Here is a 25,943-nt window from a genome sequence, read left to right as displayed (position 1 = left end):
GGACCGGACGGGCGGACCGGGACCGGACGGGCGGGTCTTACGTGAGGTAGGTGTGGAGTCGGCGGGCCTCGCGGACGAAGTTGTTCGACGCCCGGCGTTCCGCGACCTCCGCCACGCAGGCCGGCACCCCTCGCGCCTCCGCCCACCGAGCCGCCCGCAAGGCGAACACGAGCCCCTGCGTGTGCCGGGTGTGCGGCCGTTCCCCCGGCCCCGGCAGGAACACGGCCAGGAACCCCGTCATGACCCGCCACACCTCCCGGTGGGCCCCGAGCGCGGCCGCGCTCTCCAGGGTCTCGAACACCGGCCCCGGCTTGAGCTCCGTCCGGCGGATCAGCAGCGCGAGCTGCCGCCCCACCTGCTCGGCGTCGAGACTCCCTCGAGCTGCCATCTCCACCAGAGGCCGCGCCCGCTCCTCCGGAACGGCCGACCAGGACCGGTCGGCCGCGAAGTACGCCAGCACGAGCGCGACCGCCTCCCCCGCCGGCCCGTCGGCCAGCGCGAGTGCCGATGCCTGGGGCGGCTGGACCCGGGCCCGCAGCCACCGCTCGATCAGGTGCGGCACGAGATGGGCCGCGACGGCCTCCCGGTGCGACGGCATCAGGTACGGCCACCAGTGCATGTACCCGCCGTGCTCCTTCAGCCGATGCTCGGCGGACCCACCCAGCAACTCCCAGACCAACGGCAACCCACCCGGCAACTTCGCGCCTGACACCCCACCGCCCGGCGCCTCGCCATCCGGCACACCGCCGCCCAACACCTCGCCATCCGGCATCTCACCATCCGGCACAACGCCGCCCGGCACCTCGCCATCCGGCAGGCCACCACCCGGCGCTTCACCGCGCATCAGGCCAACCTCGGGCAGGGCAACCTCGGGCCGGCCGCCGTCGGACAGGCCGCTGTCCAACGACCCATCGGCTACCGGGGGCGTGACGCGGAGGCGTGGCACCAGTTCATAGACCAGCGTCCCACCGGCTTCGCGGTCGTCGCCGTACACGTGCCTGTCGCCGTACCCCGGTGCCCCCGCCGGCGGGTAGTAGCACCAGGCGATCTCCGTGACGCACTCGGGCCGCCCGCCGCCCATCCAGCGCGCCACCGCCCGGCCCGCCTCCGAGGTGAGTCGCGCCGCCCGCGCCACCACCTCCGGTGCGATCTCGCGCGGCAGCCGCAGCAGCGCCTGCTGCAGGTCGGCGGGCAGGGCCTCGACCCCCGCCCGCTCGTAGCCCGCCAGCCGCGCCACCAGCTCCCCGGCATCCAGATGGCCGGTCGCCTCGGTGGGCTCGGCCAGCAGGTACGGCGGGAGCGCTCCAGCCGAGATCGCGTCGTACACCTCGGCCCAGCGCCGCAACAGGAACAGGTGCGGCCCCGGCACGTCCCCGGCCTGCGGCAGCCACGACGACGCCCGCGACCCCACCGACCCACCGACCCCAAGCCCGGCACCAACGCCCCCGGCGGCACGTCCGGCGACACCGCCAGCAGCAGCTCCAGCGGCACGTCCGGCGACACCTCCAGCAGTACCTCCGACGACGCGTCCAGCGGCACGTCCGGCGAGGCCCGCCTCCTGGGCCCCGGCGCCCGGCACCACCAGCCGCGCGATCTCCTGGCACCACTGCCAGAGCTCCACCCACGGACGCGCGGGCGGATTCGGGAGCGGCCGTCCCTCTGCCAGCCGGGCCGCGAGCCCCTCCGGGTCGCGACCGTGGAGCCGCACCACCCCGGCCAGCCACAGCTCCGCGGCCTCCCATCGGGCCACGGCGGGTCGTGGGTCCAGGTCGGCCGCCGTCCGGATCGGCGGTGGGAAGGGCTCGGCGCGGTGGGGTTCGGGCAATGGCGACGGCGTGAACCCGTCGGCGTCCCGCTGATCCTCGCCGGCCTCCCCGCCGAACACCGCCGCCAGCGTCTCCCCGAGCTCCTGCGGCAGGATGCCGATCGTGTCCCTGATGGCCTGCGCCCCGACCGGCGTGAACCGCTTGGCGTGCTTGACCGCCATCCGCACCGCCCGGCCCTGCACGTCGGCGGACTCGCAGGCGAACGCGTACCCCAGCGCCGGGGCCAGCTCGTCCAGGTCGGCCCCGGGGTCCCGGGCGACCGCGTCGAGCCAGGTGAGCCCGGCCGTCAGCAGCTTGCGCTCGCCCCTGGACAGCAGCGCCCGCACCGCCTCGGTCACCTCACCGGGGTCGAGGGCCTCGAGCCGGCGCAGGTGCTTGAGCGCCGCCTCCGCGACGACCCCGGGCGCGGCGGGCAGCAGCCGCAGGTAGTCGTGGCGTCGCTTGATCACCTCGTCGTACGTGGGCGAGAGCAGCTCGTGCAGCCGTACGAAGAAGCGCAGGTCGGTGGCCTGCCCGCCGCGCAGGAAGCGCCGCAGGCACCCGTCGAGCAGCAGGTCGCGCCCGATCCGGCCCTCGCTCTCCAGCTTCCTGAGCGCCGCCAGCCAGCTTCGCGGCGGGGGCGGGTCGGCGCGCTCGTCGCGCAGGGCCAGGCCGACGCCCTCCGCCTCGAACAGCCGGGGCAGGAGGTGGTCGAGCAGCCGGTCCTCGCGCAGGGTGGCCGCGATGGGCGGGTGCCCGGCCCAGGCCACCACGAGCGGGTCGTGCTCGGGCGGGGTGGCGCCGGTGCGGCGCAGCATGGCCAGCACCAGGCCGGCCATCGGGTCCCGGCCCCCGCGCCGTCGCGGGGCGGGGCGGAGCTTGAGCGCGGCGCGGGTGGCGAAGTCGGCCTGCCAGCCGGCCGGGCGGGCCGCGAGGACGCGTTCGAGGACGGCCGGGACGGCGGCGTCGTTCCAGCCGTCCTGGAGGTCGCGGCGGTAGAGCCAGGAGACGACGGCGGCGGCACCGCCGATGGCCGCCGCGCCGGCCACCCGCAGCGGGCCGGCCCAGCTCTCGCCGGGGACGGGGGCGGACGGGGAGTTCCACGGGGCGTCCCACCGCCGGCGTTCGTGCTCGTAGACGGTCCGGCCGGCGCGCTCCGCGGCGCGTACGTAGTCCCGCCACGCGGCCTCGCTCTCGCGGGCACGCCGGTTCTCGCGGGCCTGCCGCCGCGCGTCCGCGCGCTCCTCCGCCACGGGGATGTGCCCGGGCAGCGCGGCGGCCACCTCGCGGCGGGCCCGCTCGTCGAGCGCGAGCACGCGGTCGGCCACCAGGTCGAGGTCACCGGTGTCGATGGCCGCCACCACCGACTCCCACGGCGTCCCCCCGCCGGACCCGATCGGCCCACCTGCCCCGATCGCCCCGCCGACCGCCCCACCGCCCGCGCCCAAGGAGCCGACCGCCGTCACACCGCCCGACCGGATCGCGCCATCCGCGCCGTCCGCGCCTGCCGCACCGTCCGCTGCCGCCCCGCCCGCGCCCAAGGCGCCGGCCGCCGTCACAGTGTCGCCTCCACCGCCACCCGGGCGGCGATCCGGGCCGCCAGCACGTGCTTGCACGGACCGCGCGACCCCCGGTGGTCGAACCACCACGGGCACGTGCACTCGCCCTCGGCCACCCGCACCCGGCGCACCCCGCCGTCGGTCGTCACCTCGGCCTCGTCGCCGGACAGCAGCCGCACGGCCCCCGAGTCCGCCAGGGCCCTGGCCGCCGTCAGGCGCGGGTTGAGCTGGGCCACCTGGTCCTTGTCGTAGGGGAGCTCGCGGTGGAAGTGGGCGGCCTCGTGCAGGTCGTAGCCGACCCGGCCGGCGGTGCCGAGCTGGGTGAGCGCCGCGCGTACGCGCTCGATGGGCAGCCCCGAGCGGTCGGCGAGCAGGCCGAGCTCGACGGTGGGCTCGAAGTTGAGCAGCATGCCCACCACGTCGGCGTCGCCTGCGGCCTCGTCGGTGGCCAGGTCTTCCAGGACCTGGCCCTCGCCGGAGAAGCCGCGCGACGGCTGGGGCGAGACGGCCAGCGTGTAGCGCATGCCGGGCAGCTCCAGCTCCCACGCGCCGGCGGTGGAGGAGCCGTCGGCGCGACCGTAGACCCGCAGCGCCTTGGCGAACCTGAGCAGCGGCATCAGGGTGGCCACCCGCCCGGTGCCCGACAGGCACACGCCGCCCCGCGCCGCACCGGAGGACAGGCGCAGGTCGCGGCCGGCCGGCACGGCCCAGACGGTGGAGCGGGCGCCCCGGGGCAGGGAGCGCAGGAAGCGTACGGCCTGCGGCCCCGCCAGCTCGGCCCGCAGGTCCCATCCGGAGGCCATCACCTGCACCTCGGCGAACCCGCGCAGCCACCGCGTCGGCAGCGGCACCTTCTTCTCCACCACCGCGCCGTCGAGCGTGGTGACCGTCAGCTCGTCGGGCCCGACGCCCAGGTGGAGCGGGTCCCTGCCGCCCACCCTGGCCAGCGCCTCGCGCAGGGGGCCGTTGACGTCGACGTTGGTCGTGCCCCGGTCGAGCACGTCGCCGTCGAGCTCCAGCACGTCGAGCCGGGCGTAGACGCCGCCGCACGCCGAGAACGACTCGAACCTGAGCCGCCCGCCGTCGCACGTCACCACCGGGTCGCGGGTCCAGCCGGGCCGGGGCTGGTGGTAGCGGGCGAGCGCCACGTCGGCCACGGCGAGCAGGCCCGCTGCGGCCGGGGCGGCCTGGGAGAGCAGCCCGCTGAAGAACCTGGGGTGGGTCTGCGGGCCGGATAACGCCGTGCCACCGGAGGTCGAGAGCCCGAGCTTGCCGTCGGCCAGCACGGAGGGCCCGGCGTAGGAGTATGCCTGCACTGCTGAAGTCATGCCCCGAACCATAGAGATGATCACTGACACAATCGGGCCGGTACGTAAACCATCCGATGTGCGACATGGAGTGCGAAACCACAATGTGCCTGGTGCTCACCGTCGATCTGGCCCGCGTCGCCTTCGCCCGCTTCGCCGTACCTGAAGGGTCCGCGGGCGGCGAGGCTCGCGAGTGGACCGGCGAGGAGCAGGTGATCGGCTTCCCGGCCACCCAGATCGTCCCGTCCTGGACCGCGCGCACCTCGCCCGGCTCGTGGATCGAGGTCGCGCTGCGCGCCAGGACCGCCTCCGGCGGCCTCACCAAGTGGTACGTCATGGGCCGCTGGTCCGAGCACGGCGATCCACGCACCTCGGTGCCCGGCCAGGGCGACGAGGACGGGGACGTGGCGGTGGACACGTTCGTGGCCAGGCGGCCGGTGGTGGCCTACCAGGTACGGGTGACCCGGCACGGCGACGGGGCCCGGGTGACCGGGCTGGGGGTGATGGCCTCGGCGCTGCCGCCGCAGGCGCCCGCCCCGAGCGCCCCCGGCACGGGCGGGGCCGTGGAGCTGGCGGTGCCCCGGCACTCGCAGCACGCGCACGCCGGGCACCACCCGCGCTACGACGGCGGGGGCGCCAACTGGTGCGGTCCCGCCTCGGTGGCGATGGTGCTGGGCTTCTGGGGACGCGGCCCGGAGCCCGGCGAGCTGGGCTGGGTGGGCGACGACGACCCGGCGCCGGCGGTCGACCACGCGGCGGCGGGCACGTACGACGAGAGCTACCAGGGCACCGGCAACTGGCCGTTCAACGTGGCCTACGCGGGGCGGTATGGGTTGTCTGGGTTCGTCACGCGGCTGCGGTCGGCGGCGGAGCTGGAGCAGTTCGTACGGGCGGGGATCCCGGTGATCACGTCCCAGTCGTTCAAGGCGCACGAGCTGCCCGGCTCCTGCTACTCCACCAACGGCCACATCCTGGTCGTCACCGGTTTCACGGCCGGGGGCGACGTCGTCGTGAACGACCCCGCCGCGCCCGGCGACGCCGAGGTCCGCCGGGTCTACCCGCGGGCGGCGTTCGAGCACGTGTGGCTCAGGAGCTCGGGCAGCGGCGGCATCGCGTACGTCGTTCACCCGCCCGAACTCCCTCTTCCTCCTTGTACCAACGGCAATTGGTGAACTGATGAGCATTCGACCGATCGACGTGGCCCGTACCGACGGCGGCCCCCAGTGGGTGGAGGCGGTGGCCACGCCCTCCGGTGTCGAGGTCTGGTGGGACGAGCCGCGCCCGCATGAGGGCGGCCGGCGCTGCGTGGTGCGCCGCCGGCCGGACGGCTCCCGCGTCGACGCGCTCCCCGAGGGCTGGAACGCCCGCAACCGCGTCGTCGAGTACGGCGGCCGCTCCTGGCGCCCGCTGCCCGGGGGCGGCCTGGTCTTCACGAACTGGGCCGACCAGCGCCTGTACCGCCTGGACGAGCACGAGCCGGTGCCGCTGACCCCGGCGGGCCCGTCGCGGTACGCCGACCTCTACCTCCCGCCGGGCCGGGACGAGGTGTGGGCGGTCAGGGAGACCGGCGACGTGCGGGACCTGGTGGCGGTGCCGCTGGACGGTGGCCCGCTCAGGGTCATCGCCGAAGCCCAGCATTTCCTGATGAACCCCCGCATTTCCCCTGACGGCCGATGTGTCGCCTGGATCGGCTGGGACCACCCGAACATGCCGTGGGACGGCACCGAGCTGTGCGTGGCCCCGCTGCGGGAGGACGGCACGGCGGGGCCGTACGAGGTGGTCGCGGGCGGCCCGAGCGAGTCGGTGACCCAGGCCGAGTGGCGCGACGCCACCAGCCTGTACGCGGTCACGGACCCCACCGGCTGGTGGAACGTGCACCACGTCCCCCTCGACGGCTCCCCCGCCCGCAACCTCACCCCGATGGAGCTGGAGTTCGGGGCGGCGGCCTGGAAACCGGGCCTGACCTGCTTCGCCGTCGCCGAGGACGGCCGCCTGGTCGTCGTCTACGGCACCGCCGACCACCGCCGCCTGGGCGTGCTCGACCCGGAGACCGGCGACCTCCGCGAGATCGGCGGGGCGGCCACCCACTGGTCCTCGACGGTCTCGGTCGCGGGAGGGCGGGCGGCGGCCGTGGGGGCGACGCCGTACACGCCGCTGGAGGTCACGCTCGTCGGCCTGGCCGACGGCGCGCACGAGGTCGTGTCGGCGCGCAAGCCGCTGCCGGACCGCGCCCTGCTCCCCACGCCGGAGACCGTGACGATCGAGGGCGTGCACGCCCACCTCTACCCGCCGGCCGGGGCGCAGGGGCCGGGCCCGTACGTGATCTTCGTGCACGGCGGGCCGACCGGGAACCTGCCGATCGTGCTGGACCTGGAGATCGCCTACTTCACCAGCAGGGGCATCGGCGTGGCCGTGGTGAACTACGGCGGGTCGACCGGCTACGGCCGCGCCTACCGGGAGCGGCTGCGCCACCAGTGGGGCGTGGTGGACGTGCAGGACTGCGCCAGGGTGGCGCGCGGCCTGGTCGAGCTGGGCCGGGCCGACGCCGCCAAGCTCGCCATCCGGGGCGGCAGCGCGGGCGGCTGGACCACGGTGGCGGCGCTCGTGCACAGCGACGTGTTCGCGGGCGGGGTCGCGCACTACGCGATCACCGACCCGGAGAGCTGGGCGGCCGAGACGCACGACTTCGAGTCGCGCTATCTGGACGGCCTGGTGGGCCCGCTGCCCGAGACGCGGGAGCGCTACACCGAGCGCTCCCCGCTCCTGAACGCCTTCCGGGCATCGGGCCCGTGCCTCATGCTGCACGGCCTGGAGGACGCGATCGTGGATGTGGGCCAGGCCGAGCGATTCACCGCCGAACTGGACAAGCATGGCAAAGAGTGGGCCTTGCTCACCTTTCCCGGCGAGCAGCACGGCTGGCGCAGGGAGGAGACTATCGTCGCGGTGCTGGAGGCCGAGCTGGCCTTCTACGGGCTGATCTTCGACATGGAGACGCCCGGTGTGCCGCCTTTGACACTTAAGGGGAGAGCATGAAGAGCGTTGCCGAGATCTGCTCGGACCTGATCAGGTTCGACACCACGAACCCCGGCTCGGGGGAGCGCCCGGCCGCCGAATACGTCGCCACGCTGCTGGCCGACGCGGGGCTGGAGCCGGTGGTGTTCGAGTCGGCGCCGAAGCGGACCACCGTCGTGGCCAGGATCGACGGCGACTCCCCCGACGCGCTGCTCGTGCACGGCCACCTCGACGTGGTGCCCGCCGACCCGGCCGAGTGGCAGATGCACCCGTTCTCCGGGGAGATCGTGGACGGCTGCGTGTACGGCCGGGGCGCGGTCGACATGAAGGGGTCGTGCTCGATGACCCTGGCCACCGTGCTCGGCATGCTGGCGCGGGGCGAGCGGCCCCGGCGCGACCTGGTGCTGGCGTTCCTGGCGGACGAGGAGGCCACCGGCGACTACGGCTCGCGGCACGCGGTGACCGAGCACCGGGAGCTGTTCGACGGCGTGACGGAGGCGATCAGCGAGTCGGGCGGCTTCAGCGTCGCCTCCGAAGGGCACCGGGTGTACCCGATCGCGGTGGGCGAGCGCGGGACCGCCTGGATGAGGCTGACCGCGCACGGCGTGGCCGGCCACGGCTCCCGGCCGCCCGTGGACAACCCGGTCGCGACGCTGGTGCACGCGCTGTCGCGGGTGGCCTCGTACCAGTGGCCGGTACGCCTGACGCCGTCGGTCGCGGCGCTCGTCCGGAGCCTGTCGGAGATCACCGGGCAGCCGATCGACCTCGACCGGCTGGACGCGGAGGCGGCCCGGCTCGGGCCGCTGGGCAGCCTGTTCAAGAGCCAGATCCGCAACTCGGCGAACCCGACGATGCTCGACGCCGGGTACAAGGTCAACGTCGTGCCCTCGACCGCCTCGGCACACGTGGACGGGCGTTACCTGCCGGGGCTGCAGGAGGAGTTCCTGGAGACGATCGACGAACTGCTCGGGCCGAAGGTCACGCGCGAGTTCGTCAACCTGGAGGAGGCGCCCGACGCGCCGTACCCGTCGGCGTTCTTCGACGAGCTGGCCGGCTCGCTCGTGGCCGAGGACCCGCTGGCCAGGCCGGTCCCGTACGTGATGGCGGGCGGGACCGACGCCAAGTCCTTCGCCCGGATCGGCATCAAGGGGTACGGCTTCGCCCCGCTCATGCTCCGGCCCGACCTGGACTACTTCGGGATGTTCCACGGCAAGGACGAGCGGGTTCCGGTCGAGGGCCTGGAGTTCGGCACCCGGGTCCTCACCCGCCTCCTCACCTGACCCGTGGGGGCGGGCGTCACGCGGTCGCGGGCGGGCCGAACCACGTCGTGAGCGCGTCGCCCGCCGCGCCCACCTCCCCCGCCCACGCGACGTACCCGTCGGGGCGCACCAGCACGGCGCCCGCCCCGCCGAAGCCCGCGTCGGCCGGGAGCCGGACCGGCTTCACCCGGTCCGCGTACCCGGCCACGGCGGCTGCGACGTCACCGGTCCCGATGAGGAGACCGTGCCCCTCCCCCAGCGGGCCGTGCGCCTCCCGGAGCGCGACCTCCCCTGGCGACCCGGCCCGCTCCAGGGGCGGGGCGAAGCGGCCGACCAGGGGGTGGGCCGAGCCGGGCGCGTAGTCCACCTCCGTCCCGTCGGCCATGCCCGTGAAGTGCCGCCGCGCCTCCCCCAGCTCCAGCACCTCCGACAGCACCTCCCGCAACGCCTCCACCTGCGCCCCCGGCCGCATCAGGGCCACCTGCGCCCGCGTGTTGCGCAGCACCCGGGCCGCCACCGGGTGCCGCTCGGTCGTGTAGCTGTCGAGCAGGCTCCCGGGCGCCGCCCCGCGTACCACCAGCCCCAGCTTCCAGCCGAGGTTGACCGCGTCCTGCAGCCCGAGGTTGAGCCCCTGGCCGCCGATGGGCGAGTGCACGTGCGCCGCGTCCCCGGCCAGCAGCACCCGCCCCGCCCGGTACGACCGCGCGTGCCGGGTGTTGTCGCTGTAGCGGATCCCCGTCTCCAGCCGCTCGACGACGACCTCCAGCCCCGTCACCCGCCGCAGGCTGGCCTGCAACTCGGCCGCCGTCATCGGCGCGTCCCGGTCGTCCGGCCCGCCGTCGAACTCGACGGTGGCGATCTCCCCCGGCACGAGTGACAGGTTCACCAGCCCGCCGGGGCTGCGCAGCGACGAGGTCACCATGCCGGGATCGGCCAGCTCGGCCACGGCGGTGCGCCCGGTCATGGTCGCCGGCGTGCCCTCGAACGCGATCCCCGACCGCTTGCGCACCAGGCTGCGCCCGCCGTCGCAGCCCACGAGGTACGCCCCGCGCACCACGTGCCCGCCGGCCAGGGTGGCCGTGACCCCGGCGGGGTTCTGTGAGACGTCCGTCACCGCGCGCCCCTGCCGGATCCGCACCCCCAACCCGGCGGCCCGCTCGGCGAGGATGCCCTCCAGCCGGTCCTGCCTGAGCATGAGGTATTCGGCGTCCCCGCCCTCGTCCAGCAGTGGCAGCCCGGCGAAGTGCCCCCTGATCTGGCCTTTCCGCAGCAGCTCCACCATCAGGGCGACCAGGTCCGCCCCGGCCGGCCCACGGCGGTCGGCCAGCTCGTCGAGCATCTCCCACTGGGCCCGTTCCACCGGCTGCTTCAGGCCGCGCAGGGCCAGCGACTGCACGGTGCGCGCGTTGAGCGAGCGCAGCCCGAGGCTGCGCGTCCTGCGCTCCTCGCCGGTGGCCGCCTCCAGGACCAGCGGGTCCGCCCCGGCGAGCTTGAGCTCGCACGCCAGCAGCAGCCCCACGGGGCCGCCGCCGACGACGATCACGTCGTTCATGGACCGATCTCCTCTACTTACAGCGTATGCTTACGCCGTAAGTAGAGCACATACACCGTAAGCTTTGTCAATCGGGAACGGGGTGAGAGGAGCACTGGATGGCCCGGCGCGAGCCACTGAACAGGGAGAAGGTCCTCGACGCGGCCCTGGGACTGGCCGACGAGGAGGGCCTGGACGGGCTTTCCATGCGGCGGCTGGCGAAGTCGCTCGGCGTGGAGGCGATGTCGCTCTACAACCACGTCGCGAACAAGGCCGACCTCCTCGACGGCATCGCCGAGCGGGTGTTCGCCCAGGTCGAGCGGCCGGATCCGGAGCTGCCGTGGCAGGAGCAGGTCCGGGCGGTGGCGCTGAGCACGTACCGGGCGTTCAGCCGGCATCCGGTCGTGCCGCTGGCGCTGGTCACCGACCGGTCCAACCCGACCTCCGTACGCGCGCTGGCCCCGCTCGACGCCCTGGTGGGCGCCCTGTTCGAGGCCGGGTTCGACGACGTGGCCGCCTGGCGGGCCCTGGGGGCGGTGAACGGGCTGGTGTTCGGGTCGCTGCTGATGTCCACCGGCGGGTTCACCGGCGACTCCGGAGAGCACGCGGGAGCCCGGAACGTCGGCGCGTACATCCGCGAGATGGACCCGGTGGCGCTGCCGCACTTCAGCCGGCTGCTGCGCGGGACACGGCACGGCGTGAACCCGGAGGCCGACTTCGAGCACTCCCTCGACCTGCTGATCCGGGGACTGGCGAGCGAGGCCCCGAAATAGTGGAACAAAATGTTCCGTTCTGCTAGAGTGAAGGCATCGACTTCGAAAGGGGCTCCCCCATGAACGGCGACTTCACCACCAGCGGCTGGGACGTTCTCGACGCCTCGCACCGGGCCCTGCGCGAGGCCGTCGCGGCCGTCCCGCAGGGCGGCTGGGACCTGCCGACGCCCTGCGACGGCTGGAGCGTGACCAAGGTCTTCCAGCACGCCGTGGGCGACCAGATCGGCTTCGCCGCCGCGCTGACCGGCGAGCCCGGCCCCTCGTTCAACCCGTTCGACCCCTCGGGCGTGCTGGAGGGCGACCCGCGGGCGTTCCTGGAGGACGCGCTGTCCCGCTCGGCGAAGGCGTGGGCGGGGGTGGACCGGGAGGCCGCCGAGGTGCCGACGCCGGTGCCGCCGCACAAGATGTCGCCCTGGTCGGGCTCGACGGCGTGCGCCCTGGACGCGGCCGTGCACGCCTGGGACATCGCGATGGCGACCGGCAGTCCCTCGCCCCTCACGCCGGAGGTGGCCCGGCCGCTGCTGACGGTGGCCAGGGAGATCGTCGAGCCGCTGCGGGCCTGGGGCGCGTACGCCGCCGAGCTGGAGCCGCGGGAGGGCGACGACGACGTGGCCGCGCTGCTGCGCTACCTCGGCCGCGACCCCCACTGGACCGCCTCCTGACCGAGCCGTCCCGACTGGGCGCGCCTCCTGACCGGGCCGGTCAGGAGGCGGGCCCAGGACGCGCCGGACGGGTCAGGAGAACTTGGTCTTGGGCCGCTCCTGGAGCTCACCGTCCACGTACACGTCGAGCTTCTCGTCGTAGAACGCGACCAGCCCGGCGACCTTCTCGCTCTCCGGCAGCGGCGTCCGGTACGACCAGGCCAGGTCCTTCTTGCCGTTGACCGACCAGTATTCGGCCGTGCCCTTGTAGGGGCAGTGCGTCGCGGTGTCGGTGCGTTCGAGCAGGTCGAGCCGTACGTCCGTCTTCGGCAGATAGTAGCGGGTGGGCAGGCCGGTCTCGAAGAGGATGCGCGGGCTGTGCGAGTCGGCGACGGTGACGCCGTCCACCTCGATCCGCACGTGCCGCGAGCTCGTCAGGATGTCCACCCTGGTGTACGGGTCTCGCGGGTGGAAGAACACCTCCTCGTCCTCCTCGAACCACGCGTCCATGGCGTCCCACTCGAACCGGATGTGGCCGCGGATCTGCTCCAGCGGCGAGTCGGGGTAGGCCAGCGCCGCGTCGGCGGCCTCCGCCGTGCCCGAGGTGACCGTGTAGACGACGGCCTCACCCCTGCTCGGGGAGTGCTTGGTGGCCCCGGTGGCCTTCAGCGCGGACTCGTCCACGTCGGCCAGCGGGAAATAGTAGGCGGGGTAGTACGGGACCTCCCACACCAGGAGGGCGGAGGTGGTGTCGGCCACCACCCGGCCGCCGAGATACGTCCTCACACGCTTGGCCGTGCGCTCCACGCGCACCCGGCCGCGGTTCGTGGCATCCATGTTCGCGGCAACCCCGCCGGCGCCGCCCCTATTCCGCCGCCGGGCCCCTGATCAGGTCAATTCACTCCGAAGGCGCTCAGGGTGGCCCACGTCGTCAGCGTGCCGGCCGCCGCACCGGCGGCGACCTGCGCCCAGGTGTGGTGCGCGAGGCGTACCCTGGCCCAGCACACCAGCGCCACCACGGCGGCGCCGGCGATCGCGGCCGGCCACACGGGCAGGACGTGCGTGAACACCACGACCGTGCCCGCGGAGACGGCGGCGTGGAAGGAGATCTTCCAGCGCAGCGTGATCGGCACGGTCACCGCCAGCGCGGCCAGCATCGCCGTCACGGTCGCCACGAGCAGTGTCGGCGCGCCCATCACGACCAGCAGCGCCAGCGCCACCAGCACGGCCGCCACGGCGGCGAGCAGCGGGCCGGTGCGGCGGGCGCGGTCCACGATGTGGTGGGAGTCGAGGCGGCCGGAGCGCACGCCGAGCGCGATCACCGCCGCCGGCACGCCACCGCAGAACGCCGAGGCCACCAGCCCCCAGGCCGCACCGCGCCACCCTTGCGCGAGCAGGCCGACGACCGGCGGCATGACGATCACCAGCACCTGCGGTGCCAGCAGGTTCGTCACCCGTTTCGCGACGAGGTCTGGCGTCATGTCATGAAAGATTACGCGATCATGGCACGCGCCCCGGCAGGCACCCCGCCACCGGGCGCGGCACCCACGTTCCCGCAGCCCATCACCGGTCCGCCACGGCGGTGGCGGGGGCGGTCAGCCCTTGCCCGCCGCGTTCACGATGCGGGTCGTCGAGCGGTCCGGGATGGCCTCCAGCTCCCAGCACTCGGCGCCCAGGATCGCCGCCGCGGCGGCCCGGGCCCCGGCGTGCGGGTCGCCCACCGTGTGGGCGAGCGCGGCCGGCCGCATCGGCGCCAGCAGGTCGATGTAGTCCTCGGGGCCGTGCGCGTCCGGCGGGCCGGTCACGACGAAGACCCCGGTCACGAAGCGGAGCGCGGCCAGCACCTCGGCCCGCTCCGCCGATGGGTTGAACGGGCGGCTCGGCCCCTTCCACGCGCGTACACGCGGATCGTCCTCGACGCCGACGACCAGCGGCAGCCCGCGGGCGGCCACCGCGCCGAGATAGCGCACGTGACCGACGTGCAGGATGTCGAAGACGCCGGTCACGACCGCCGCCCCCGGCCGCTCGTACGGCCGCGTCCAGACGGCCTCCAGGCTGCTCACGCGACCTCCTGCTCCCCCACGGGCCTAGACGACTCGTCGATCGCAGCGTACTCGGTCGGGGTCGGAGGTCGTACAAGCGACCTTGGGAAAGGCCATTCCTACCTTTTCGCAATAATCTCCGCCCCACCTCTGGCGCGTCTCATAACGTCACCGGATTTGGGGGAGGTCGCCGTGGCAGCGCCGGACTCGCACCACGCGGATGAGGATGACCAGCCCGGCCCAGGCGATCTCGTGGTCCGGCTGCCGGGGGTGCCCTCCCAGGTGTCCAGGGCCCGGGGTCTCGTGACGGCGGCGCTGGGCCGCGACCACCCGCTGTACGACGACGTGGTCCTGCTCACCAGCGAGCTGGCCACGAACGCGATCCTGCACACCCGGTCCGGTTCCGGGGGTTCGTTCACGGTGACCGTGGCCAGCTCGCCGGCGATGGTGCGGGTGTTCGTGTCGGACGGCGGGTCGGACGGGCCGCCGTGCGTGTGCCGTACGAGCACGCAGTCCACCAGCGGCCGCGGCCTGCCGCTGATCGAGGCGCTCAGCCACCGCTGGGGCTTCACCCGCGAGGCCGGCTCCACGACGGTCTGGTTCGAGCTGCTCCAGGCCCGCGTACCCGCCGGGGTGGCCGTCTAGAAGCACTGACCGCGCTCCCCTTGATCCGCCGCCACGCGCGCACCAGCATGGTCATCGGCACCCGAGGACGGGAGGCGTGGCGTGAACGACCACAGCGGCGGCGCTCGCAAGATCGAGCGCCCCGGCGTGCGGGAGACGTGCCCGGTCGGCCGGGACGGCGACGGCACCTGGCAGGTCCGCGGCTACGCGCAGGCCCGCGCGGTGCTGCGCAGCGACACCACCGTGCAGGCCGGGCTGGGCATCGAGACCGTGGAGAAGCTGCCGGCCAGGATCCGGCGGCCCGTTCTCTACCGGGACGGGCCCGAGCACCGGGAGCACCGGCGGCAGACGGCGAAATACTTCACGCCCCGCCGCGTGGACGAGCGCTACCGCGGCCTGATGGAGGAGATGGCCGACGCCCAGCTCGCGAAGCTGCGGGCGGCGGGCGAGGCGCAGCTCTCCGAGCTCAGCTTCGGCATGGCGATCGGGGTGGTGAGCTCGATCATCGGTCTCACCTCCAGCAGGCCGGGGCTCCGGGGCCGGCTGGAACGCTTCTTCCCGGAGGAGTACGGGCGGCCCGGGCTGACCAGCGCGAGCGGGATCTACTGGTTGTTCCGGCAGAACGCCAACTGGCTGCGCATCTACCTGGCCGACGTACGCCCGGCGATCCGCGACCACCGCCGCGAGCCGCGCGACGACCTCATCTCGCACCTGATCTCCGAAGGGTGCACGGGTGCCGAGATCCTCGGCGAGTGCCTGACCTTCGCCGCGGCGGGGATGGTGACGACGCGCGAGTTCATCTGCGTCGCGGCCTGGCACCTGTTCAGCGACGACGCGCTGCTGGAGCGCTATCGGGCGGAGGACGAGCCGGGGCGGCTCGCCGTGCTGCACGAGATCGTACGGCTGGAGCCCGTCGTGGGCCGCCTGCTCCGGCGCACGACGGGCGCGATCGAGCTGGACGGCGCCGACGGGCCGGTCACGGTGCCTGCCGGCGCGCTGGTGGAGGTGTTCGTCGACGCGGCGAACACCGACACGCGGGCCGTGGGGGCGGACCCGCTGTCGGTGTGCCCCGGCCGCGCGATCGACGGGGGCACCGGCGCGGGCGCCGGCACGGGCAGCGCGGCTCTCGCCTTCGGCGACGGCGCGCACCGGTGTCCGGGGGCGGGGATCGCGATCCTCGAGACCGACATCTTCCTCAGCCGCCTCCTCGCCATGGAGGGCATCCGGATGGCGTCGCCGCCGCGGGTGACGTTCGACAACGACATCGGCGGCTACGAGATCCGCGGCCTGATCGTCAGCACGGGGCCCGGAGGTGCGGCGGCGGCTCCGGGCTGACCCGCCGGGGCCCGCCCGGCGGACCGTCAGGGCCGGTGCGCGGGCCCCTCCAGCCCGGCGGGCGGGGCGTCGGGGTCGCATTCTCGTAGCCGGCGTCGCAGGTGTGCGCGTTCGGGCTCGGTGCCGGCCGTGCCGAGGGCCTCGCGGTAGGCGGCCGCGGCTTCCCGGTGGCGGCCCAGCCGGTGCAGCAGATCCGCCCGGGCCGTCGCGTACGGGTGGTAGCCGTGCAGCCGCTGCTCCCCGGCCAGCTCGTCGAGCAGTGCCAAGCCCGCCTCCGGGCCGTCGCGCATCGCCACCGCCACGGCCCGGTTGAGCGCGATCACCGGCGACGGCGCGAGCGCGAGCAGCACGTCGTACAGCGCCACGATCTGCGGCCAGTCGGTGGTCGCGACGGTGGCGGCCTCGTCGTGCAGGGCGGCGATGGCGGCCTGCACGCCGTACAGGCCGGGCGGGCCGCCGGTGAGCGCGACGATCACCAGGCCCTGGCCCTCCTCGATCATCGAACGGTCCCAGCGCCCCCGGTCCTGGTCGTCGAGCAGCACCAGCTCGCCGTCCCGGCCGATCCGCGCCGCGCGCCGGGCGTGGATCAGCAGCATCAGCCCGAGCAGGCCGGCGACCTCCCGCTCACCGGGCAGGAGCCGGCGCAGGATCCGGGCCAGCCGGATGGCCTCCTCGGCCAGCTCCAGCCGCTGCAGGTCCGGGCCGGAGCTGGCCGCGTACCCCTCCGTGAAGATCGAGTAGATCACCTGGAGGACGCCGGGGAGCCGCTCGGGCAGCTCGTCCGCACCCGGTACGCGGAACGGGATGCGGGCCTCGCGGATCTTCTTCTTGGCCCGCACGATCCGCTTGGCCATGGTGGCCGCCGGGAGCAGGAACGCCCGCGCCACCTCCGGCGTCGTCAGCCCGGCCAGGCAGCGCAGCGTCAGCGCCACGCGGTCCTCGGCGGGGAGGGCGGGGTGGGCGCAGGTGAAGAACAGCTGCAGCCGCTCGTCGGGCAGCTCGCCGTCGGCGTCGGCGGCCGGTGCGGGCCCGGCGCGGTCCGCCTCCACCTGGAGGACCGCCAGGCGGGCGGCGTACGTGCGGTCGCGCCGCAGCCGATCGACGGCCCTGCGGCGGGCCGTGGTCATCAGCCAGGCGCCCGGCTTCGGCGGGACGCCGGTGGCGGGCCAGTGCACCAGCGCCGCCTCGATCGCCTCCGAGGCGACCTCCTCGGCCAGGTCCAGATCGCCGAAACGGCGCACCAGGGCGGCGAGCAGCCGGCCCCGCTCCTCCCGGAAGATCGCCTCGACGGAAGGCCCCACCGCCCCGGGCCCAGCGCCTTGCCCGTCCATCGTCATCAGAGCCTCCCCATCCCCATCCCCGGCGAACCCTGCGCCGCCAGGGTCCGGTCGGGTTCGGAAGCCGCCTGCCGGAAGCCGCCTGCCGGAACCCGACCGCCTTTATCCCGGCCGCCGTCAGAACTCGGCGACCGGGCGGACCACGACGGAGCCGCCGCCGCGCGCTCCCGGGCAGCGGGCCGCCCAGTCGATTGCCACGTCGAGGTCGGGCACGTCGATGACGTAGTAGCCGCCCAGGACCTCCCGCGTCTCGGCGAACGGCCCGTCCGTGACGGTCCGCTCGCCCGACGGGCTGACGCGGACGGTGGTGGCGGTGGTCAGGTCGGCGAGCGAGTGGCCGGAGACCCAGACCCCCGACTCCCTGATGCTCTTGTCGTACGCCATCCACTCCTCCATCGAGGCTCCCTCGGCGGCGTCGTCGGTGGCGGGGCTGTTGATGAGGAACATGTACTTCATGACCGTCTCCCGTGTCGTCGTGCGGCGGTGTCGCCGCGTCCCTATCTCTACGAACGGGACGGACATGGAAGGACAGGCCGCCGGAAAAAACTTTCTACCGGCACTTTCTACCGGGACTTCTCACCTGGCGAGGCCGAGGTCGGCCAGGAAGCGGGCCAGGCCGACGCGCTTGCGGAACAGCTCGGTCAGCTCGGGCGTGACCGGCTCCCCCAGCCGTTCCACGGGGATCGCGGTGAACGCGCTGCGCAGCACCATGGAGGTGACGTACCCGGTCACCAGCCCGTCGTCCGGCATGCCCTGGTCGGCCAGGCCCAGCGCGTACGCCTCCTGGATCGTCCGGTGCACGGCGGGCAGCTCGCCCGGTTCCGTACGGCCCTCGTGCGCCAGGCCGACCAGGAGCTGCCCGAGGTCGAAGCCGACGGGCACCGGCTCCTGCCAGCCCCAGTCAATGGCCACGAACTCGTCCGGGCAGGAGACGGGGACGAGCAGGTTCTGCGGGCTGGCGTCGCCGTGGGCCATGGTGTGCGGCAGGCCGTCGAGCGTCTCCAGCAGGTCCGGTATGCGGTGCCCGAGCGTGTCCAGGTCCATCCGCAGCAGCGGGTCGGCGTGCGCGGCGATCAGGGGATGGCGCCACACGGCCGGGTCGCGCAGGACGGGCAGCACGCCTCCCCTGACGCGGTTGGTGACGTACACCCGTAATCCGGGCCCGGTGCCCGGTCCGGGAGCCGGGTGCAGGCCCGCCAGCCGGCCCAGGGCCCGGGCCGCCGCCGCGTACCGGGCCAGGTCCCACTCGGCCGCGACGGTGCGTACGTCCTCCAGCCACAGGTCGAGCCGGTCGTCGCCGAGGTCGTCGAGGAGGAACAGGCGCGGCATGCGCAGCCCGGCCGGGAGTGCCATGCCGGAGGAGTACACGTCGGCCTCGATCCGCCACGGGAAGACGGCGACGAAGCCCGCGCGGGCCTCCTCGGGGAGCAGGTGCAGGTTCGGCCAGTGACGTACCGAATGGATGGACTTCACGAACAGGGACCATGAGCGGCCGCAGGTCGTCGTCCCGGAGACGCGGCGCAGGGCGCCGGTGGAGGGGGTGCCCGGCACGTGCGCGAGCGGCTCCACCCGGGACGAGGCGACCTCGGCGTCGGGCTGGTCAAGGGCCTGGCGTACCAGGGAGGTGAGATCGACGTGCGGGGGGATCGCGGACATGCCCACACCGTGCCCGTCCCGGCAGCCTGCGGCATAGAGCATGGCTTACTCAAACGACGGCCCGGGCCGCGGGCTCCGCATCGGCGAAACGGGCGCTTATCATCCCCTTGTGCGCGCCCAGTGGCCTTTCGCGGGACGGATGACTCAGCTGGCGTCGGTCGCGGCGGCCCTGGAGGCGGGGGGTGCCGTGCTGGCCGGTCCGGCGGGCGTGGGCAAGAGCCGCCTGGCCGCCGAGGCCGTACGCGATGACGGCCAGGTGGCGCGGGTCCGGGCGACGGTCGCGGCCTCCGGCATCCCCCTGGGCGCGATGGCGCACCTGCTGCCGCCCCGGCCGCCGGAGAGCAATCTGCTGCGCTGGGCCGCCGACGCCATCGCGCGCGAGCACCGGGCGCTGCTGGCCGACGACGCCCACCTGCTCGACCCGGTCTCGGCCGCGCTGGTGCACCACCTGGCGAGCGGCGGCCGGACGCGGGTGCTGGCCACCGTACGGGCCGGGGAGCGTGCCCCCGACGCGGTGACCGCGCTGTGGAAGGACGAGCTGCTGCCCCGCCTGGAGCTGGCCCCGCTGACGCTCGGCGAGACCGCCGAGATCCTGGCCGGCGCGCTGGACGGGCAGGTGGAGCCGACGACGGTCAGGCGGCTGTGGCGGGTCAGCGCCGGAAACGCGCTGTTCTTGCGCGAGCTCGTCCTGGCCGGCGAGTCCGGCGGCACGCTCACCGAGCAGCGCGGCGTCTGGCGCTGGCACGGCGAGATCCCCGTGACGACGCGGCTGCGCGAGCTGATCGAGGGCCGCCTCGGCGACATCGCCGGCGGCGAGCGGGCGGCGCTGGAGCTCATCGCGTACGGCGAGCCGCTCCCCGTCGCCACCCTGACCGCGCTCGCCCCGCAGGAGACCCTGCGCGGCTTGGAGGACCGCGAGCTCGCCACCGTCTCGGACCCCGGCCCGGGTTCCGGCCTGTCGGTACGGCTGGCGCACCCGCTCTACGGCGAGGTGATCCGCGCCGGCTGCGGCACCCTGCGCACCCGGGAGGTGCTGCGCCACCTGGCCGAGGCCGTCGAGGCCGGCGGCCCGCGCACCCCCGAGGACCTGCTGCGCATCGCGGTCTGGCGGCTGGACAGCGGCACCGCCGACGACCCCGCCCCGCTCGTCAGGGCCTGCCACATCGCCAGGAACGTACGCGACCTGGAGCTGGCCGCCAGGCTGGGCCGGGCCGCGCTGGCCGCGGGCGGCGGCGCCGCGGCGGGCATCCCGCTGGCCACCGTGCTCAACTACGCCGACCGCTACGACGAGGCCAAGGAGGTGCTGGACCAGCTGGCCGGCGAGCCGATGGACGACGGGACGCGCGGCGAGTACCACGCGGTGCGGGCACTCAACCTCTTCTGGGGCACCGGCCGGGACGAGGAGGCGCGCGCCGCGCTGACCCGGGCACGGGAGACGATGACCGAGACGGAGCCGAGCCAGGGCGTCCTGACCGTCAGGGGCGCCATCGAACACTCCACCGGCCGCTTCGCCGCGGCCCGCGCCACGCTCGGGGAGGTCCGCGCCATCGCCGACCCGCCGGGCCCCCGGGTGGCGGCCGGGACGGCGGTGATCGAGGCGGCCCTGCAGCTCGGCGCGGGGCGCGGCCGTCAGGCCATGGAGTTGGCGGGCGAGGCCCTCGACGTGATCGCCCGGGTGCCCGAGGGCCTCCCGTCGATCACGGCGGCGGCGGCCATCGTGGGCGCCGGGGCGTCCGTGCTGGCCGGGGACCTGGCGGCGGCCGCACGGTTCTCCGAGGTCGGGTACCGCATCGGCGAGGACTACGCGGGGTGGGATCGGGCGCTGGTCACGTTCGGGGCGCAGCGGGCCCAGGTGTGGCGGCTGCGCGGGGATCCGGCGGAGGCGATCCGGCTGTGCCGGCAGGCGGCCGTGCGGCTGCGGGGCCGTACGTTGCAGGCCGGGCCGTGCCTGGCCGAGCTGGCGCACGCGTACGCGCTGATCGGCGACGTACCGGCCATGCGGGGCGCGCTGCGCCTCGCCGACGAGCTCGTCCTGCCGGGCACGCACCAGACGGAGTACGCCTTCCGCCTGGCCCGCCCGTGGACGCTGGCGGCCGAGGGCGACGTCAAGGGCGCGATCGGGGCGGCGCTGGAGACCGCGCGGGCGGCGCGCGGCGAGCCCGCCCATCCCGGATACGAGCTGTTCGCGCTGCACGACGCCGTCAGGCTAGGCGCCGGTGACCGGGTCGCCGGCCGGCTGGCCCGGCTCGCCGAGGTCGTGGACGGCGACCTGGCCCCCGTCTTCGCCCGGCACGCCCGCGCGACGGACCCCAGGGAGCTGGACGAGGTGTCGGCCGCGCTGGAGGGGCTCGGCCTGGTGCTGCACGCGGCCGAGGCCGCCGCGCAGGCCGCGGCCGGCTACCGGCGCGACGGGCTGCGCAGGGGGTTGCGCGCCGCCGAGACGCGCGCCTGGACGCTGGCGCACCGGTGCGCGGGAGCGCGTACGCCGGCGCTGGTGGGGCTGGCCGTGCCGCAGCTGACGGCCCGGCAGCGGCAGATCGCCCAGCTCGCGGCGTCGGGGCTGAGCAACCCGGACATCGCCGACCGGCTCGTGCTCTCCAGGCGGACGGTGGCGAACACCCTGGTCCAGGTCTACGAGCGGACGGGGGTCAGCAGCCGCGCGGGCCTCGCCAAGATCATGGGCTTCCTCGGCTGACCGTGTGTGCACACTGCAAATCTTGCGCACTGCCATGAACGGCTCCCCGTCCCGCGGCGTATCCCTGAGTAGCAGCACCACGCGTGAGGACCACGTCCCGGAACCCGGAAGGGGTGAGGGTGTATGCGAATCCGCCAGAGCCGTCGCATTCTCATCAGTTGCGGCCTTGGCCTGCTCTGCTCGACGACCGCCTGCGCCGGCTACACGCCCACGCCCAGCTCCGACATGGCCGCGCTGAGCACCGTACCGGCGGCCGTCGGCACGGAGACGACCGAGCCACCCTCCACCCCGGCCGAGGAAGATCCCGACAGCGGAACCCGGGAGACCGACTGGGGTCCCCTGTCAGAGGTCGACCGGGACCTCATCCGCAAGGTCCGCCTGGCGAGCCTGTGGGAGATGCCCATGGCCCAGGACGCGGTGCAGCGGGCCAGCACTCCCCGCGTCCGCGAGATCAGCGAGGAGATAGCGAGCCAGCACCACACCCTGGACCGGCAGGTACGCGACGTGGCCGCGAAGCTGGAGATCAAGCTGCCGGTGAAGCCCACCACGCAGCAGCAGGCCTGGATGACCGACATCTCCGGCCGATCCGGCGCGGCCTACGACACCACGTACGTCAAATGGCTGCGCCTGGCCCACGGGCAGATCTTCCCCCTGATCGGCACGGTGCGCGGCAGCACGCAGAACACGCTGGTCCGCCGCTTCTCCGAGCAGGCCAACGCCGCGGTGCTCAACCACCAGCGCCTGCTGGAGAGCACGGGCCTGACCACTCCGGCGAGCTTCCCCACGCCGCCCACCTGACGGCCGGCACCCTCAGGACGCCGCTACGACCGGGGGCCGCCGAGTTCGATGAGAGCGGCCCCGACGGACGCGGACACCTCGATGTCGTCCGCCACGTGACCGGGCAGCATGCCGCCGCCGACCACGATCAACCGCCCGCCGGCGACTCTGGCGTGCCGTGTGGCCGACACCAGGATCTCGCCGGCGCACTGATCGATCGCCGCCAGGCCGCCGAGGTCCACCACGAACAACGGCGGAACCCTTCTCACCAGCGCATTGACCACGTACTGCTTCAGGATCAGGCACGCCACCGCGTCGAGCCGCCCCGTCAGCGACAGCAGATCGACGTCCCCACGCCGGTCGAGCCGGAGGTCGAAGTCGGGATCGTCGGGGTGAACGCCTGATTCCGCGCAATTCATCGTGTGAGTCCCCGGTCGGATGGCACGCCGTCACAACGCCGACCAGTCTTCCCGGCTCTCCGGGAAAAGACGAGAGCAGTCACTTGCCCTGTGCAACGATTGCGGAGGGCACCTGAGTCGGCGGAACAGCCGCGAAACGGACCTCCCCTCCCTCACAACTCCGGGATGTCGGCGTGTCCCGCGACCTCCCTTTCGTCGGCGGCCTCCGAGAACGCCGACAGCGCCGCCACGACGGCGGCCCGCTGCTCCTGCGTGAGCTGGGCGAGAATCCGTGCCAGGTCGGTCCTGCGCTTCTGCGTCACGCCGTCCACCAGGGCGCGCCCCTCACCGGTCAGGGCGATCCGCACCGTCCGCCTGTCGCTGGGCAGGCGGCTGCGCCGCACCAGCCGCTTGGCCACCAGACGATCGCACATGCGGGTGGCCGTCGACCTGTTCACATCCAGGGCGTCGGCCAGATCCATGAGCCGCTGCGGGCCCCGCGCCGCGATGAGAACGAGCGCGCGGTACTGAGGCAACGTCACGTCGCCGCCCGCCGCGGCGATCGAACGAGCCGCGACTCCCACGAGCGCCCGGCTGGCCGTGAGGACCGCCTCCACCACAGGATCGTCCTCGGAAAGCGCTCCAACGAGCCTGTCCGTCACGCCGTGCTCCTCATCACTCGGCCCATCGTCGTCGGGAGAACCGGACGTGCGAACGATCGCCCCGGAGTCATCCGTGAAGCCACCTGATGGCATGCATGATGGCATCGGATGACGAAGGTCAGCCGTCCAGGCGGCACAGGCCCTCGGCGAGGGCCTTGGTGGTCAGGCGGGTGCGGCTGTCGCAGCCGAGCTTGGCGAAGATGTGCTCCAGGTGGGTCGTCACGGTGCGGACGCTGAGCACGAGCGCGGCGGCGATCTGCGGGTTGGAGTCGCCGGCCGCCACCCGGGTGAGCACGTCCACCTCCCGCCCCGTGAGCTCGTACGGCAGCGGGCACGGCCGTTCGGCCGCCACTGCGCCCTGGAGCGTGCCCTGGAACCCGACGCCCGCCCTGAGCAGCCGCACCTCGCGCCAGCGGCCGTCGCCGCCGAGCCAGAGCCCGTGCCGGCTCAGCTCGCGCGAGTCGATGAACGCCCGCGCGTACGCCGCCATCGACGGGTCGTCCCACAGCGCGGCCGACGTCTCGCGTCCCGGCACCTCGCGGCGCGTCCCGAGCCGGTCGAAGGCGACCGCGCGGAAGTCCGGCGGCAGCCCCACCGGGTCGATCACGCACCTGGTCAGGTCGGTGACGTGCGCCAGCAACGGGCTGACCGCCGCCACCAGGGCCCCGGTGCGGCGCGGGAAGGCGTCTCTGGAGGCGAGGTGCAGCAGGCCCGTGTAGCGGCCCTCGCTCAGGAACAGCGGCGTCGTCAGCCCGGCCCGCCAGCCGTAGGGGGCCAGGTGGCGGCGGAAGTAACGCTCGGTGCCCGGCTCGGGCATGCCGACGGGCGCGCGGGTGGCCATGGCCCTGCGGTACGCGTCCAGCCCCGCGTACTCCTCGGCCGCGTCGCGGTCGATGCGCGGGTGGCCGTCGGAGACGACGCTGTGGTGCCGCCCGGTGGCGGGGTCGTACGCGACGAACTCGTAGGCGTCGAGCGGGACCACGCGGCGCAGCGCCGCCATCGCGCCGTGCGCGCCCCCACCGCCCGCGACCTGGTAGCCGACCTCGGCGAACGCCTGGAGCTGGCGCACGTCCACGGTGATCTGGGCCACGCTGCTTTTATATCATTTGCCAAATTCCGCCCGAGGTTTTACCGAAGGCGTACCCGCGCGGCCGGATGCTATGGTCGCCTCATGCAGCGCGCTTCCGTCACGACGACGCCGGACACCGTCCCGGCGCGCTGACTCCATGCTTCCCGGGCGAACGCCCGGGAGCTGGTCGTTCGCCCTTTCCCAGGAAAGGATGATCATGAACGACCATCGCAGGCTCGGCCGCGAGCTGGGCATCTTCGACACCGACCCGCTGATCGGCGCCGGCCTCCCCTACTGGCTGCCCGCGGGCGCGGCCGTGCGCAAGGCCGTCGAGGACTACGTCCACGAGCTCGAACGCCGCAACGGCTACCAGCACGTCAACTCGCCGGTGCTGGGCAAACGGGAGCTGTACGAGCGCTCGGGCCACTGGGACCACTACGCCGACGACATGTTCCCGCCCATGAAGGTGGGCGGCGAGGAGTTCGTGCTGCGGCCGAGCCTGTGCCCGCACCACGCGCTCATCTACCGCTCGCGCCAGCGCAGCCACCGTGACCTGCCGCTGCGCGTGGCCGAACTGGGCGGCATGTACCGCTCGGAGCTGTCCGGCGTGCTGGGCGGGCTGACCAGGGTGCGGGGCATCCAGCTCAACGACGGCCACGTGTTCTGCGCGCCCGATCAGGCCGCCGCCGAGGTGTCGGCCGCGCTCGACCTGATCGAGGCCGCGCACGCCCAGCTCGGGATCCGCGCCGCCCGCTACCGGCTGTCGCTGCGCGGCGAGGGTGCGAAGTTCGTGGACGACCCCGCGATGTGGGCCCGCTCCGAGGCGATCCTGCGCGACGTGCTGAAGCAGCGCGGCCGCGACCACGACGAGGAGCCCGGCGAGGGCGCCTTCTACGGGCCGAAGATCGACATCCAGATCGCCGACCCGGCCGGGCGCGAGTCCACCCTGTCCACCGTCCAGGTGGACTACTTCCAGCCCGAGCGCTTCGACCTGGGCTACGCCGGCGGCGGGCGGCCCGTCATGGTGCACCGCAGCGTCGTCGGCGGCATCGAGCGGCTGGTCGCCCATCTCATCGAGGTGCACGGCGGCGCGTTCCCCGCCTGGCTGGCGCCCGTGCAGGCCGTGGTGCTGCCGCTGTCGGACTCCGAGCGGCCGGCCGCCGAGGACCTGCTGCGGCGCTGCCTGGCCGCCGGGTTGCGGGCGGAGCTGGCGCCCGCCGACCGGGGCAGCCTCGGGGCCAGGATCAGGGCGCACCGGCTGGTGCCGTACCAGCTCGTGGTGGGGCCGCGCGAGGTGGCGAGCGGGCTGGCGTCGGTGCGGCTGCGGGACGGCGGGCAGGCGGGCGAGGTGCCCGTCGAGCAGCTGGCCGCACGATCCCGACCGTTCGTCTGACGATGGAGCGCAAGTGGAGATCAATCGGATAACGGAGGGTTCCCTGATCGCGTAGACGGCTCATAAAG

Annotated in this window: 22 protein-coding genes; 10 read left to right on the top strand and 12 right to left on the bottom strand. The window is 74.2% G+C overall.

All coding sequences use genetic code 11. The features are described from left to right. Positions 1-37: 37 nt before the first annotated feature. Both AB0J69_RS02455 and AB0J69_RS02450 read right to left on the bottom strand, forming a co-directional pair. Positions 38-3,364, bottom strand: a complete 3,327-nt coding sequence (locus tag AB0J69_RS02455) for a DUF6493 family protein (RefSeq protein WP_364112002.1) — start codon at positions 3,362-3,364, stop codon at positions 38-40. Then, entirely contained in the window at positions 3,361-4,692 is a 1,332-nt protein-coding gene (locus tag AB0J69_RS02450) for an SWIM zinc finger family protein (protein ID WP_364112000.1), read from the bottom strand. The genes AB0J69_RS02455 and AB0J69_RS02450 overlap by 4 nt, the downstream gene beginning before the upstream one ends. An 83-nt stretch (positions 4,693-4,775) precedes the next feature. Here AB0J69_RS02450 and AB0J69_RS02445 point away from each other — a divergent pair, with 83 nt between their 5' ends. From AB0J69_RS02445 to AB0J69_RS02435, 3 genes are read left to right on the top strand one after another with little or no spacing between them, the layout of a single operon-like run. Then, entirely contained in the window at positions 4,776-5,843 is a 1,068-nt protein-coding gene (locus AB0J69_RS02445; RefSeq protein WP_364112430.1) for a C39 family peptidase, read from the top strand. Positions 5,844-5,847: 4 nt separating this feature from the next. After that, positions 5,848-7,704 (top strand): prolyl oligopeptidase family serine peptidase, encoded by a 1,857-nt coding sequence (locus AB0J69_RS02440; RefSeq protein WP_364111998.1) that lies wholly within the window; start codon positions 5,848-5,850, stop codon positions 7,702-7,704. After that, the gene (locus AB0J69_RS02435) at positions 7,701-8,963 is read left to right on the top strand and encodes a M20/M25/M40 family metallo-hydrolase (RefSeq protein WP_364111996.1); all 1,263 of its coding nucleotides are present in this window, start codon (positions 7,701-7,703) and stop codon (positions 8,961-8,963) included. The genes AB0J69_RS02440 and AB0J69_RS02435 overlap by 4 nt, the downstream gene beginning before the upstream one ends. 16 nt (positions 8,964-8,979) lie before the next feature. Here AB0J69_RS02435 and AB0J69_RS02430 read toward each other — a convergent pair whose 3' ends face one another. Further along, positions 8,980-10,494: an FAD-dependent monooxygenase gene (locus AB0J69_RS02430; RefSeq protein ID WP_364111994.1), complete on the bottom strand. Its 1,515-nt coding sequence runs from the start codon at positions 10,492-10,494 to the stop codon at positions 8,980-8,982. A gap of 98 nt (positions 10,495-10,592) precedes the next feature. Here AB0J69_RS02430 and AB0J69_RS02425 point away from each other — a divergent pair, with 98 nt between their 5' ends. After that, the gene (locus AB0J69_RS02425; protein WP_364111992.1) at positions 10,593-11,246 is read left to right on the top strand and encodes a TetR/AcrR family transcriptional regulator C-terminal domain-containing protein; all 654 of its coding nucleotides are present in this window, start codon (positions 10,593-10,595) and stop codon (positions 11,244-11,246) included. Positions 11,247-11,305: 59 nt separating this feature from the next. Then, the gene (locus AB0J69_RS02420) at positions 11,306-11,908 is read left to right on the top strand and encodes a TIGR03086 family metal-binding protein (RefSeq protein ID WP_364111990.1); all 603 of its coding nucleotides are present in this window, start codon (positions 11,306-11,308) and stop codon (positions 11,906-11,908) included. Positions 11,909-11,980: 72 nt separating this feature from the next. On the opposite strand, the gene AB0J69_RS02415 is transcribed toward AB0J69_RS02420, so the two are convergent. The 3 genes from AB0J69_RS02415 to AB0J69_RS02405 form a co-directional block, all read right to left on the bottom strand. Continuing rightward, a complete protein-coding gene (locus tag AB0J69_RS02415) occupies positions 11,981-12,724 on the bottom strand; it encodes a DUF427 domain-containing protein (protein WP_364111988.1) in 744 nt (247 codons plus the stop codon). 56 nt (positions 12,725-12,780) lie between these two features. After that, on the bottom strand, positions 12,781-13,368 hold the full coding sequence (locus AB0J69_RS02410) for a hypothetical protein (protein WP_364111986.1): 588 nt from the start codon (positions 13,366-13,368) through the stop codon (positions 12,781-12,783). Positions 13,369-13,482: 114 nt separating this feature from the next. Beyond that, positions 13,483-13,950 carry an adenylyltransferase/cytidyltransferase family protein gene (locus AB0J69_RS02405; RefSeq protein WP_364111984.1) on the bottom strand — a complete coding sequence of 156 codons (468 nt, stop codon included), beginning with the start codon at positions 13,948-13,950 and terminating at the stop codon, positions 13,483-13,485. A gap of 171 nt (positions 13,951-14,121) precedes the next feature. Between AB0J69_RS02405 and AB0J69_RS02400 the strand changes: the two genes are divergently transcribed. Together AB0J69_RS02400 and AB0J69_RS02395 are read left to right on the top strand one after the other, a co-directional pair. Continuing rightward, positions 14,122-14,574, top strand: coding sequence for an ATP-binding protein (locus tag AB0J69_RS02400; RefSeq protein WP_364111982.1), 453 nt, complete (start codon positions 14,122-14,124; stop codon positions 14,572-14,574). Positions 14,575-14,655: 81 nt separating this feature from the next. Then, positions 14,656-15,888: a cytochrome P450 gene (locus AB0J69_RS02395; RefSeq protein WP_364111980.1), complete on the top strand. Its 1,233-nt coding sequence runs from the start codon at positions 14,656-14,658 to the stop codon at positions 15,886-15,888. Between the two features lie 26 nt (positions 15,889-15,914). Here AB0J69_RS02395 and AB0J69_RS02390 read toward each other — a convergent pair whose 3' ends face one another. The 3 genes from AB0J69_RS02390 to AB0J69_RS02380 all read right to left on the bottom strand — a co-directional run bounded on the left by AB0J69_RS02390 (position 15,915) and on the right by AB0J69_RS02380 (position 18,881). Then, positions 15,915-17,225 carry a DUF6596 domain-containing protein gene (locus AB0J69_RS02390; protein WP_364111978.1) on the bottom strand — a complete coding sequence of 437 codons (1,311 nt, stop codon included), beginning with the start codon at positions 17,223-17,225 and terminating at the stop codon, positions 15,915-15,917. A 117-nt stretch (positions 17,226-17,342) separates the two neighbouring features. Continuing rightward, entirely contained in the window at positions 17,343-17,681 is a 339-nt protein-coding gene (locus AB0J69_RS02385; protein WP_364111976.1) for a YciI family protein, read from the bottom strand. Between the two features lie 120 nt (positions 17,682-17,801). After that, a complete protein-coding gene (locus tag AB0J69_RS02380) occupies positions 17,802-18,881 on the bottom strand; it encodes a hypothetical protein (protein ID WP_364111974.1) in 1,080 nt (359 codons plus the stop codon). Between the two features lie 139 nt (positions 18,882-19,020). Between AB0J69_RS02380 and AB0J69_RS02375 the strand changes: the two genes are divergently transcribed. Beyond that, on the top strand, positions 19,021-21,576 hold the full coding sequence (locus tag AB0J69_RS02375) for a LuxR C-terminal-related transcriptional regulator (RefSeq protein ID WP_364111972.1): 2,556 nt from the start codon (positions 19,021-19,023) through the stop codon (positions 21,574-21,576). Positions 21,577-21,699: 123 nt separating this feature from the next. Further along, on the top strand, positions 21,700-22,374 hold the full coding sequence (locus AB0J69_RS02370; protein WP_364111970.1) for a DUF4142 domain-containing protein: 675 nt from the start codon (positions 21,700-21,702) through the stop codon (positions 22,372-22,374). Positions 22,375-22,397: 23 nt separating this feature from the next. Here AB0J69_RS02370 and AB0J69_RS02365 read toward each other — a convergent pair whose 3' ends face one another. The 3 genes from AB0J69_RS02365 to AB0J69_RS02355 form a co-directional block, all read right to left on the bottom strand. Then, entirely contained in the window at positions 22,398-22,772 is a 375-nt protein-coding gene (locus AB0J69_RS02365) for an STAS domain-containing protein (RefSeq protein WP_364111968.1), read from the bottom strand. Positions 22,773-22,924: 152 nt separating this feature from the next. After that, on the bottom strand, positions 22,925-23,413 hold the full coding sequence (locus AB0J69_RS02360) for a MarR family transcriptional regulator (RefSeq protein ID WP_364111966.1): 489 nt from the start codon (positions 23,411-23,413) through the stop codon (positions 22,925-22,927). 118 nt (positions 23,414-23,531) lie between these two features. Further along, positions 23,532-24,503: a LuxR C-terminal-related transcriptional regulator gene (locus tag AB0J69_RS02355; protein WP_364111964.1), complete on the bottom strand. Its 972-nt coding sequence runs from the start codon at positions 24,501-24,503 to the stop codon at positions 23,532-23,534. 70 nt (positions 24,504-24,573) lie between these two features. On the opposite strand from AB0J69_RS02355, the gene thrS reads away from it, so the two are divergent. Further along, positions 24,574-25,875 carry a threonine--tRNA ligase gene (gene thrS / locus AB0J69_RS02350; protein WP_364111962.1) on the top strand — a complete coding sequence of 434 codons (1,302 nt, stop codon included), beginning with the start codon at positions 24,574-24,576 and terminating at the stop codon, positions 25,873-25,875. Positions 25,876-25,943 lie beyond the last annotated feature (68 nt).

The sequence above is a fragment of the Nonomuraea sp. NPDC049709 genome, assembly GCF_040674815.1.
GTDB lineage: Bacteria > Actinomycetota > Actinomycetes > Streptosporangiales > Streptosporangiaceae > Nonomuraea.
This window is presented reverse-complemented; position numbering and strand designations above follow the sequence as displayed.